The organism is Streptomyces sp. PR69 (assembly GCF_026420845.1).
In the GTDB taxonomy this organism is placed as follows: domain Bacteria; phylum Actinomycetota; class Actinomycetes; order Streptomycetales; family Streptomycetaceae; genus Streptomyces.
On record NZ_JAOWCB010000062.1, the window covers coordinates 1 to 10,904 of the forward strand.

A 10,904-nucleotide genomic window follows, 5' to 3' on the forward strand; every position below is an offset into this window, starting at 1 on the left:
CCACTCGGCCACGCAGGCCAGCGTGTCGGCCGGCCCCTGGCCTGCGGGCCCGGCGGCGGCGCCGCCCGCCGCGAGCACCCGGTCAACGCCGTGCAGAAACGTGTCCGCCTCTTTGCGGACGAGTGCGCGGGCGAGTCCCTCCTTGCTGCCGAACTCGTTGTAGAGGGTCTGCCGCGACACTCCGGCGGCCGAGGCGACGTCAACCATGCGGACGGCGGACCAGGGCAGCTCGGACAGCGCCCGGAAGGCGGCGTTCAGCAGGGACTCTCGCGCCGTGGGCATCGTCGCCTCCCGGGCCGGAGCGTGTCGCGGGCCGGCACGCGCCTGGTGCGCCGCCGGCGGTCCTTGGCTCAGCGTTGACGCGCCGCCACGCGCTGTCAAGACTGCTGTCACCGGTCAGCGGCGCTGTCGATAGAGTGACGGCCATGCCCGACTACCACGATGATCTGCGTCTCGCCCATGTCCTCGCGGACGCCGCCGACGCCGCCACGATGGAGCGGTTCAAGGCGCTGGACCTCAAGGTCGAGACCAAGCCGGACATGACGCCGGTGAGCGAGGCCGACAAGGCGGCGGAGGAGCTGATCCGCGGACAGCTCCAGCGGGCGCGGCCGCGCGACGCGATCCTCGGCGAGGAGTACGGCATTGAGGGCACCGGACCGCGCCGCTGGGTGATCGACCCGATCGACGGCACCAAGAACTACGTCCGGGGCGTCCCGGTGTGGGCGACGCTGATCTCTCTGATGGTGCGGGACGAGGAGGAGTACCGGCCCGTGGTGGGCGTGGTCTCCGCGCCCGCGCTGGGCCGCCGCTGGTGGGCGGCGGCCGGCGGCGGGGCGTACACCGGGCGGAGTCTGACGTCGGCGACGCGGCTGCAGGTGTCGCGGGTGCACAGCATCGCGGACGCCTCGTTCGCGTACTCCTCGCTCAGCGGCTGGGAGGAGCAGGGCCGGCTGGACGGCTTCCTGGATCTGACGCGCGCCTGCTGGCGTACGCGGGGGTACGGCGACTTCTGGCCGTACATGATGGTCGCGGAGGGGTCGGTGGACATCTGCGCGGAGCCGGAACTGTCGCTGTGGGACATGGCGGCCAACGCGATCGTCGTCCAGGAGGCGGGCGGCTCCTTCACGGGTCTGGACGGCCGGCGGGGGCCGCACAGCGGCAATGCGGCCGCGTCGAACGGCCTGCTCCATGACGAGCTGCTGGGCTATCTCAACCAGCGGTACTGACGCCCTCGTTCCACCGCGTCCGGGCCATAGGCGCGCGACGGCAATCGGCGTCACGCGCCCTCTTGCTGCCGCCCCGCGGGGCTGCGACTCTGAGAGTCCCCCCACTTGTGAATTTGTGAATCGGTTCTCGAATCGACCGAATCGACCGATCCACCGAGGAGGTGGCTCCATCCATGCTCGTCCGTGACGCCATGAGCACGGTGGTCCTCACCATCGGACCCGCGCACACCCTCCGCCAGGCAGCCCGTCTGATGGCCGCACGCCGTGTCGGCGCGGCCGTCGTCCTCGACTCGGACGCGGGCGGGCTCGGCATACTGACCGAGCGCGACATACTCAACGCGGTGGGCTCCAGCCTGGACCCGGATCTGGAGACCGCAGGCGCCCACACCACGTCCGACGTCGTCTTCGCCGCGCCTTCCTGGACCCTGGAGGAGGCCGCCGAGGCCATGGTGCACGGCGGGTTCCGCCATCTGATCGTGCTGGACGGGACAGGGCCCGTCGGCATCGTCTCCGTACGCGACATCATCCGCTGCTGGACCCCGGCCCGCCGCCATCCGGCGCCGCTGGCGGACCAGATCCCGGCCTGACTCCGACGCCGCGTCCCCACGGCACAGCAACGGGCCGGACCCCCCTGGACAGGGGTCCGGCCCGCGCCTTCTACGGCAAGCGCCTCAGCCGCGCAGGGCCTGGACCGCGGCCTGAAGCCGCTTGCCGAAGTCTCCGTCCGCCTGACGGAAGTTGTCGATCGCGCGCTCGGCGATGTCGTCGCGCGACACCTTGGCGATAAACCCGGACAGGTTCTCGATCAGACGGGTCTTCTCTTCCTCGGACATCAGCCGGTAGAGGTTGCCCGCCTGCACGAAGTCGTCGTCCTCGGCGTGCGAAGGGGCCGTCTGGTCGCCGGTGGCGCCGGTGACGGGGACCGGCTGCCACAGCGGCCTGCCCGTCTGGAACGGGCCGCCGAAGCTGTTCGGCTCGTAGTTCTTCGCCCGGCCGTGGCGGCCGTCGTACATCACGCCGTCCCGGCCGTGGGTGCGCGCCTCGGTGGCGTGCGGGCGGTTCACCGGCAGATGGTCGGCGTTGATGCCGACGCGGTAGCGGTGGGCGTCGCCGTATGCGAAGAGCCGGCCCTGGAGCATCTTGTCCGGCGACGGGCCGATGCCCGGCACGAAGTGGGCGGGCGAGAAGACGGACTGCTCGACCTCGGCGAAGATGTTCTCGGGGTTGCGGTTGAGCTCCAGCTTGCCGATCTCGATCGGCGGGTAGTCCTCGTGCGGCCACACCTTGGTGAGGTCGAACGGGTTGAAGCGGTAGTGCGCCGCGTCGGCCGCGGGCATGATCTGCACCTGCACGGTCCAGGTCGGGAATTCGCCCCGCTCGATGGCCTCGCGCAGATCGCGCTGGTGCGAGTCGGGGTCCTTGCCGGCGAGCACATCGGCCTCGGCCTGGGTGAGGTTCTTGATGCCCTGGTCGGTCTTGAAGTGGTACTTGACCCAGAAGACCTCGCCCGCCTCGTTGTTCCACTGGAAGGTGTGCGAGCCGTAGCCGTTCATATGGCGGTACGAGGCGGGGATGCCCCGGTCGCCGAACAGCCAGGTCACCTGGTGCGTGGACTCCGGGCTGAGCCCCCAGAAGTCCCAGACGTTGTCCGCCTCCTGGCTGCCCGTGTACGGGTCGCGCTTCTGGGTGTGGATGAAGTCCGGGAACTTGATGGCGTCCTTGATGAAGAACACCGGGGTGTTGTTGCCGACGAGGTCGTAGTTGCCCTCCTCGGTGTAGAACTTCAGCGCGAAGCCGCGCGGGTCGCGCACCGCGTCCGCGGCGCCCAGATTGCCCGCGACCGTCGAGAAGCGCAGAAAGACCTCGGTCTCCTTGCCGATCTCGGAGAGGAACGCGGCGCGCGTGTACCGCGTGACATCCGCGGTCACGGTGAACGTGCCGTACGCACCGGCGCCGCGTGCGTGGACGATGCGCTCCGGGATGCGCTCGCGGTTGAAGTGCGCGAGCTTCTCCAGCAGCAGCTGGTCCTGGACCAGAACCGGACCGCCGACGCCCGCCGTCTCGCTGTTCTGGTTGTCGGCGACCGGCGCGCCGGCCTCCGTGGTGAGCGGTCCCTGCGTCACGTGCGCCTCCTGCGTGTCCTGTCCCTTGGTCGTGCTGCGCTCGATCCTACAATGGACTTTGTCTAAGTCAAATAAGAATCCAAGGTCACACCTGTTCGGGAACTGACCTGGATCCCGTCACTGTTAAGCTGGCCCTTATGAGTGACCTGTTGGAACGACTTCGCGGACGCGGCTGGCGTATGACCGCCCAGCGGCGTGTCGTGGCCGAGGTCCTCGACGGCGACCATGTCCATCTGACGGCCGACGAGGTGCATGCGCGGGCCGTGGAGCGGCTGCCCGAGATCTCCCGCGCGACGGTGTACAACACGCTCGGTGAGCTGGTCAGCCTGGGCGAGGTCCTTGAGGTGTCCACGGACCGCCGCGCCAAGCGGTACGACCCGAATGCCCACCGGCCCCACCACCACCTGGTGTGCGGCCAGTGCGGCGCGATCCGCGATGTGCACCCGCGGGGCAACCCGCTGGCCGACCTCCCGGACGCAGAGCGCTTCGGCTTCACGGTCTCCGACGTCGAGGTGACCTACCGGGGCACATGCCCGAACTGCGCATCGGCCTGACGCGATATACGAAGGCCCCGGCCCATGCGGGCCGGGGCCCTTTTGCCGCCGGTCCGTTTGCTGCCGGTCGGATTGCCGCCGGTCTGTTGCCGAATCACAGACATGACGAAGGCCCGAATCCTTGAGGATCCGGGCCTTCGTTTCAGTAGCGGGGACAGGATTTGAACCTGCGACCTCTGGGTTATGAGCCCAGCGAGCTACCGAGCTGCTCCACCCCGCGTCGGTGAACACAACATTACGTGACCACGCCGACCAGAGCAAATCCATTGCCGCTGGGCCGCCACGGCACGGGTGTCCGGGGGCGCAGCCGCCCCGGACCCCTTACGCCGTGAGCTCCTGGAGCAGCGCCTCCCGCAGCCTGGCGGCTCGCTCGGCGACCTCCGCGGGGCCCAGCTCGACCGCGCGAGCGCACCAGCGCTGGCCGTCCTTGAGCTCACCGCGGCGGGCGGCGAGGAGCGCCAGTCGCAGGGCGGCGCGGCCGTGCCCGGCGCGGGCGGCGCGCGTCCACCACAGGGCGGCCTCGCGTTCATTGCCCTCGCGGGCGAGCAGCAGCCCGAGGTTGAACGCGCCGCTGCGGCTGCCCGCCTCCGCGGCCTCCCGGTACCAGCGGGCCGCCTCGGAGGCGTCGCCACGGGCGGCGGCGAGCATGCCGACGCGGACCTGTGCCCGCCGGTGCCCCTGCTCCGCCGCGCGCTCGTACCACTCCTCGCACTCGCTCTTCTCGGCCACCGGCTCACCCAGCGCGGGCGGTCCGGGCGGCGGCTGCCGGGCATCCAGCAGGGCGGCCAGCCGGAAGGCGGCCTCGGCGCTGCCGCTGCCTGCCGCCAGCCGCAGGTGGCGCTCGGCGGACCGCTCGTCGCCGTCCCGGAGCTGGGCGATGCCGACCTGCAGCGCGGCCTCGGTGTGGCCGGCGGCCGCGGCCCGCTCGTACCAGCGCAGCGCGGTCTTGTCGTCATCCCGGCCGGCGTACAGAATGCCCAGGTTGAAGGCGGCGTCGACGCTTCCGGCTTCGGCGGCCTTGGAGAACCAGGGCTCGGCCCCGACGGCGTCCCCGGCCTGGAGCAGCAGGACGGCCAGGGCGTTGGCGGCCTCGCGGTGCCCCGCGTAGGCGGCCCGCCGGTACCACTGCTCGGCCTGCGGCAGCCGGTCCTGGGCGGCGCAGAGCAGCCCCAGGTTGTACGCGCCGTTGACGTCGCCCGCGTCCATCGCGGCGCGGTACCAGCGCTCGGCGGTCTGCTGCTCGCCGCGGGCGGCGTGCAGCGCGCCGAGGGCGTTGGCGGCGTTGCCGTCGCCGTCCTGGGCGGCGCGCAGCCACCAGACGGCGGCGCTCTCCTCGTCGCCGGCGTCCTTCAGCAGAAAGCCCAGGGCGCATGCGGCGCGGGCCTCGCCCTCCTTGGCCGCGCCGAGGTACCACTGACCGGCCTCCTTCAGCTCGCCGCGCCGTTCGAGGATCACCCCGAGGTGCAGCGCCGCACGCCGGTGTCCGCGCGCGGCGGCCTGCCGGTACCACTGCTCGGCCTCGGCCAGCTCGCCCGGCTGCTCGCCGTCGCCGCTCGCCTCCGCCCGGTCCGCCCGACCCACTCGCCCCGTCCGGCCTGTTCGGTCCGTCCGGCCTGCCGTGTCGGCGCGCCGGGCGCGGGGCACGGCCGCGGCCCGGCTCTCCGTGCCGTACGGAACCCGGGGCTCATGGCGGGGCGCGCCCGCGCCCTGGTGCCTGCCGGCGCGGCCCTGCTCCCCCGCGCCGGACGGCGCGGATCCGATGCCGGCGCGCGGGCCGCCGCCCCGGGAATCGGCGGGCTCCGGCCGCGCGCCGTGGGCGGGCAGGCGGGTTCCCGTGGTGGGCTCGCCGCGCAGCAGGCCGGCGTCGCCGCTGCGGCGGATCTCCTCCGCCGCGCGGCGCTCCAGGGCGCGGGCCAGGCGGTAGGCGGCCTCCCTGTGCCCCTGTTCCGCGGCCGCTCGCAGCCAGCGCTCCGCGCCGACGTCGCTGCGGTGCTCCAGCAGATCGGCGAGGGCGTACGCGCCGAGGGCGTGCCCCTGCTCCGCGGACTGCCGCAGCCAGTACTCGGCGGCGGGCTCGTCGCCGCGCTCCCGGTAGTGCCGCCCCAGGGCGTGCGCCGCCGCCGCGGATCCCGCGACCGCCGCGATGCGCCACCAGCCCGCGGCCTCGTCCGGATAGCCGCGCTGGTGCATCAGCACGCCCAGGTTGTTGGCGGCGGCCCGGTCCCCCTCCGCGGTGGCCGCGCGCAGATAGGGCTCCGCGCCGTCCAGGTCCCCGCGGCGCAGCAGCAGCGCGCCGAGCACGCTCATCGACGCGGTGTCTCCGGCCTCCGCCGCGCGCCGGTGCCGGGCTTCGAACCCGGCCTTCTCCACGGCCTCCGCGGCGTCGATGCCTTCCGGTCCTTCGGCCCCCGGAGCGGTCCCCTCCCCCGCGCACAGCGGAAAGGCAGTCGCCACAGGCGCCGCCGAGACATTGTCGGAGACGCTGGACGCGCCGATGGCCTCGGCAGCGGCGGCAGCGGCGGCAGGGTCAACGTGGTCAGCCATGCGGTCGGGCACATCGACTGCGATCACCGCGTCCACAGCGTCCGCGGCGCCCCCGGTATGCGGCTCGGTAAACCGCTCTGTCTCCAACAGCGTTGCCCTGTCCCCCATAAATTCCATCGTCGCACCACCTGCAACCTGCGTACACCCGGTATACCGCAGCCAGTGAGGTCACTTCAGCGTTTTGTCGACATGCCCACAGAGAGATAAGTCAAACACGCCTGGCGTCAACTCGCGCCCATCGCCACGCAGTTCTCACCCCGCAGTACACATGCGCGAACACGCAGGCATGAAGAGGGCCCGGATCCTGAAGGATCCGGGCCCTCTTCTTTGAGTAGCGGGGACAGGATTTGAACCTGCGACCTCTGGGTTATGAGCCCAGCGAGCTACCGAGCTGCTCCACCCCGCGCCGTTGTGCAGCAACCGTATCACGGCTTCCGGGGTCCCCCTGCCACAGCCGGGGCCATGACAGGGGGCCCGATCAGACCGCGCTACTCCTGCCGCTGCGTCTGGGCCTCCGCGGCCCGGCGCAGCGCGGCCTCCAGATCCGCCTGCGCCTTGCCGTAGGCCTGCCAGTCGGTCGGGTCCTTCTCCAGCGCCGCCTGGGCCTCGTCGTACGCCTTCTGCGCATCCGCGATGGCGGCCTTCAGCGCCGCGTCCCCGGTGGCCGGAGGCTGCTCGGGCTGCTCCTCGCTCGGCGGCGGCTGCTCGGTGCTCGGCGGCGTCTCCTCGCTGTCCTCCACGCCGAACACCGCGTTCAGCGCCTCGGACAGGCTCTCCTTGAAGACGATCTTCTCGCCGTACGAGGCGCCCACCATGCGCAGCAGCGGCAGCTTCTGCGTCCCGCCGCGCGCGTACACGGGCTCGACGTAGAGGAAGCCCTTGCCGAGCGGCACCGTCAGCAGGTTTCCGTACTCGATGTCCGAGTCGGTGCCCCGCAGGTTGCGGACGAACTCCGCGACCTCCGGCAGGCCGTTGAGCTCACTCTGCACCTGCTGCGGGCCCTTGACGGTCTCGCTGACCCTCAACAGCCTTATCGACCCGTAGGTCTCGCTGTCGGCATCCGCGTCCACCGCCATGAACGCGCCGAGGTTGGGGCGTCCATTGGGTGTGAACGTGGTGGTCAGCGAGAACTTCTGGGCGTCGTCGCCCGGCATCCGCAGGCTCAGGTAGTACGGCGGGACCGACTCCTTGTCCTTGGTCGTCGGGTCGTCCGGCACCTGCCAGGCGTCACTGCCGCTGTAGAACTGTGCGGGGTCGGTGACGTGGTAGCGGGTCAGCAGCTCACGCTGGACCTTGAACATGTCCTGCGGGTAGCGCAGATGGGCCTTCAGCTCGGGCTTGATCTCGCTCTTCGGCTCGACCGTGCCCGGGAACGCCTTCATCCACGTCTTGAGCACCGGGTCCTCGGTGTCCCACTCGTACAGCTTCACCGTGCCGTCATAGGCGTCGACGGTGGCCTTGACCGAGTTGCGGATGTAGTTGACCTGGTTCTGCTGGGCGACCACCGCGCGCTGGGTGTCGGTCAGCGAGTCGGCCGTGGTGTCCCCCAGCGTCGTACGGGATGCGTAGGGGTAGCCGTTGGACGTGGTGTACGCGTCGATGATCCACTGGATCCGGCCGTCGATGACCGCCGGGTAGGCGTCGCCGTCGATGGTCAGCCAGGGCGCGACGGCCTCCACGCGCTCCTTGGGCGTGCGGTTGTACAGGATCCGCGAGCCGTCGCCGATCGCTCCGGAGTAGAGGATCTGCGGCTCGCTGAAGGAGACGGCGTACGCGGCGCGGTTCAGCGGGTTGTCGAGCGCGACCCCGCTGTCGCCTGTGTAGCTGGTGGTGCGCTCGCCGTCCTCCTCGTAGTCCAGCTCCTTCTGGGGGCCGCCCACGATCGAGTACTGCGTGGTCTTCTCGCCGTAGTAGATCCGCTGCTCGTACTTGCCGAACTGACCGCTGGACGGCAGCCCGGACTCGGTGAACAGCGGCGAGCCGGCCGGCTCCTTGCCGGTGCCCGTGCCGTCCGCGGCGATCGCGCCGTAGCCGTGCGTGTAGGTGAAGTGGTCGTTGATCCAGTTCCGCTTGGGGATGCCCGTGATGTCCAGCTCACGCAGACCGATGACGGTGTCCTGCGTCTTGCCGTCCTTCGTCTTGTAGCGGTCGACGTCCAGCGTCGCGGGGAACGTGTAGTAGTTGCGGCGCTGCTGGAGCTGCTGGAAGGCGGGCGAGACGACGTTCGGGTCCATCATGCGGTAGCTGGCGGCCGCATTGGCGTCCTTGCGGAGCTTCGCGCCGTCCTCGGCCTCGGCGTCGCCCTTGCCGCCATAATCGGTGATCTTGGCGCGGTCGATGCCGTACGCCTCGCGCGTGGCGGCGATGTTCTTGCTGATGTACTCCGCTTCCTTGGCCTGCTCGTTCGGCTGGACCTGGAACTTCTGCACGATCGCCGGATAGAGCCCGCCGATGAGGATCGCGGAGAGCACCATCAGACCAAAACCGATCACCGGGAGCTGCCAGGTGCGCCGCCACAGCGTGGCGAAGAACAGCAGCGCGCAGATCACCGCGATGCAGAAGAGGATGGTCTTCGCCGGCAGATAGGCGTTGGCGTCCACATAGCGCAGACCGGTCCAGTTGCCCGTCGCCTTGAAGTCGCTGGACTTCACCGCGAGGCCGTACCGGTCGAGCCAGTACGCGACCGCCTTGAGGGAGACGAAGACGCCGAGCAGCACCGACAGATGGCCGGTGGCCGCGGCCGTCGCCCGCGCGCCGGGGCTGGTGATGCGCAGCCCCCCGTACAGGTAGTGCGTCAGGGCGGCGGCGATCAGCGACAGCACGGCGGCCGCGAAGCCGAAGCCCAGCAGGAAGCGGTACCAGGGCAGCTCGAAGGCGTAGAAGGAGACGTCAAGCTGGAACTGCGGGTCCTTCGTGCCGAAGGGCACGCCGTTGACCCACATCATCCAGGTGCGCCACTGACCGGTGGCGGACGCTCCGGCGATCAGCCCGACGAGGGCGGTGACCCCGATCAGCACCCACTTCTTGTACGGGGCGATGCTCATCCGGTAGCGGTCCAGGCTCTGCTGCTCCAGCGACATCGCGCTCAGCGGCGGGCGCAGCCGGTGGGCGAGCCAGATGTTCAGCCCGACCGCCGCCGCCATCAGCAGCCCGAAGACGGCAAACAGGCCGATCTTGGTCCACAGGGTGGTGGTGAAGACGGAAGAGTACTTGACGGAGCGGTACCACAGCCAGTCGGTCCAGAACCCGGCGAACATGACGAACGCCATGGCCAGCACGGCCAGCACGCCCAGTGTCATGAGCAGGGTGCGGACACGCCGGGAGGGACGGCCCACTCTCATCCGTGGCCCGGTCGGGCCTCCGCCGCGGTCCGGCATCTGGAAAGCCAACGTGCGCACCTCGAAGTTCGCGGTCGTGTGAATCGGGCCCCGCGATCGTAGAGCCCACTGATGCAACTTACTAAGGCTTTACCTAGTTCCCGACCCCGGGTCCGAACCAGGCAGGATATTGGCCATGTCCAACCTTTCCTCCTCAGGCCCCCCGATGGCCGCGAGCCCGCTCACCCGCGCCGTGCTCGAAATCGACGAGTACGCCTCCGGGCTCGGCTGGGACCAGCCGGCCCGGCTCTTCGCCCTGGTAGACACCGCGCAGCTGCGCACTCAGGAGCCGTCTCTGGCCGCCCAGCTCGGCCTCGACGGCGATGCGGAGGCGGCCCCGCTGACCCCGATCGAGCAGGACGAGATCCCGCCGGGCAAGCCCCTGGACGAGTTCCTCGCCACGATCGCCTGGCCCGACGCGGTGGCCGGCTGCGCGCTGACCGTGGAGCGGCTGATGCTGCCGCCGTCCGCCGAGACCGCCGTGCCGGACGGCCTCGACGACGCGGCCCTCACCCGCTGGGTCTCCGAGCACCCCGATCGCAAGGAGGTCAGGATGACGGTGGCGGTCCTGCGCGACGGCGCCCGCGAGTCTGCGCTCCGCCTGCGCGAGAAGGACAGCCCGACGGAGGTCCTCACCGGCGCGGACCTGGTCCCGGGCCTGTCGGAGGCCCTCTCCGCAACCTTCGAGGCGTAGCCCTTTTTTTCTGGGGCTCCGCCCCAGACCCCGTTTCACGGGCGCTCCGCCCCCGCACCCCCGCGCCTCACGGAGGTACTCCCGAGCGAGGCTTGGATGCGCGCCCCCGACGGCGGCGAGGCTGGGATTGGGCTGCACCCGATTCCAGCCCGCTGGGGACACCCCTGGGGGCGCCTCCGTGGGGGTTCTCCCGGACCGGACGGAGTCTGGGGGAGGTAGCTGGGGGAGCGTGAGGACACGGCCTTCAGGCCGCACCGGGGGCGGCGGCGCGAAGCTGCCGCCCGCCAGGGGGCGCGGGGCGACGGCCCCGCAGCCCCTCCCCCCGAAGGGGGGTCTGGGGGCTTGCCCCCAGTTGCGGGAAGTGGGGGTCCCCCCACGCCCCCGGG

Annotated in this window: 8 protein-coding genes and 2 tRNA genes; 4 read left to right on the plus strand and 6 right to left on the minus strand. The window is 71.0% G+C overall.

Going from position 1 to position 10,904, the window contains the following annotated elements; translation table 11 throughout:
* A partial coding sequence (locus OF819_RS28585) for a TetR/AcrR family transcriptional regulator (protein WP_267246556.1) occupies positions 1-282 on the minus strand: 282 nt, incomplete at its 3' end.
* Between the two features lie 143 nt (positions 283-425).
* Between OF819_RS28585 and hisN the strand changes: the two genes are divergently transcribed.
* Complete coding sequence (hisN, locus tag OF819_RS28590; RefSeq protein WP_267246557.1) at positions 426-1,226, plus strand: histidinol-phosphatase; 801 nt, start codon at positions 426-428, stop codon at positions 1,224-1,226.
* Between the two features lie 173 nt (positions 1,227-1,399).
* Positions 1,400-1,813: a cyclic nucleotide-binding/CBS domain-containing protein gene (locus tag OF819_RS28595; RefSeq protein ID WP_267246558.1), complete on the plus strand. Its 414-nt coding sequence runs from the start codon at positions 1,400-1,402 to the stop codon at positions 1,811-1,813.
* 84 nt (positions 1,814-1,897) lie between these two features.
* On the opposite strand, the gene OF819_RS28600 is transcribed toward OF819_RS28595, so the two are convergent.
* Complete coding sequence (locus OF819_RS28600; RefSeq protein WP_267246559.1) at positions 1,898-3,349, minus strand: catalase; 1,452 nt, start codon at positions 3,347-3,349, stop codon at positions 1,898-1,900.
* A gap of 137 nt (positions 3,350-3,486) precedes the next feature.
* On the opposite strand from OF819_RS28600, the gene OF819_RS28605 reads away from it, so the two are divergent.
* On the plus strand, positions 3,487-3,903 hold the full coding sequence (locus tag OF819_RS28605) for a Fur family transcriptional regulator (RefSeq protein ID WP_267246560.1): 417 nt from the start codon (positions 3,487-3,489) through the stop codon (positions 3,901-3,903).
* A 146-nt stretch (positions 3,904-4,049) separates the two neighbouring features.
* Here the strand turns inward: OF819_RS28605 and OF819_RS28610 are convergent.
* From OF819_RS28610 to OF819_RS28625, 4 genes are all read right to left on the minus strand, one after another.
* Positions 4,050-4,123, minus strand: a tRNA-Met gene (locus OF819_RS28610).
* Positions 4,124-4,224: 101 nt separating this feature from the next.
* Positions 4,225-6,564 (minus strand): tetratricopeptide repeat protein, encoded by a 2,340-nt coding sequence (locus OF819_RS28615; RefSeq protein WP_416370649.1) that lies wholly within the window; start codon positions 6,562-6,564, stop codon positions 4,225-4,227.
* A 215-nt stretch (positions 6,565-6,779) separates the two neighbouring features.
* Positions 6,780-6,853, minus strand: a tRNA-Met gene (locus OF819_RS28620).
* 82 nt (positions 6,854-6,935) lie between these two features.
* The gene (locus OF819_RS28625) at positions 6,936-9,824 is read right to left on the minus strand and encodes a UPF0182 family protein (RefSeq protein WP_267246563.1); all 2,889 of its coding nucleotides are present in this window, start codon (positions 9,822-9,824) and stop codon (positions 6,936-6,938) included.
* 136 nt (positions 9,825-9,960) lie between these two features.
* Here OF819_RS28625 and OF819_RS28630 point away from each other — a divergent pair, with 136 nt between their 5' ends.
* Positions 9,961-10,518: a PPA1309 family protein gene (locus OF819_RS28630; RefSeq protein WP_267246562.1), complete on the plus strand. Its 558-nt coding sequence runs from the start codon at positions 9,961-9,963 to the stop codon at positions 10,516-10,518.
* Positions 10,519-10,904 lie beyond the last annotated feature (386 nt).

Coding starts and splice junctions, on each gene's coding strand:
- hisN (WP_267246557.1), top strand. CDS start 426: ATGCCCGACTACCACGATGATCTGCGTCTCGCCCATGTCCTCGCGGAC.
- OF819_RS28625 (WP_267246563.1), bottom strand. CDS start 9,824: ATGCCGGACCGCGGCGGAGGCCCGACCGGGCCACGGATGAGAGTGGGC.
- OF819_RS28605 (WP_267246560.1), top strand. CDS start 3,487: ATGAGTGACCTGTTGGAACGACTTCGCGGACGCGGCTGGCGTATGACC.
- OF819_RS28630 (WP_267246562.1), top strand. CDS start 9,961: ATGTCCAACCTTTCCTCCTCAGGCCCCCCGATGGCCGCGAGCCCGCTC.
- OF819_RS28615 (WP_416370649.1), bottom strand. CDS start 6,564: ATGGAATTTATGGGGGACAGGGCAACGCTGTTGGAGACAGAGCGGTTT.
- OF819_RS28595 (WP_267246558.1), top strand. CDS start 1,400: ATGCTCGTCCGTGACGCCATGAGCACGGTGGTCCTCACCATCGGACCC.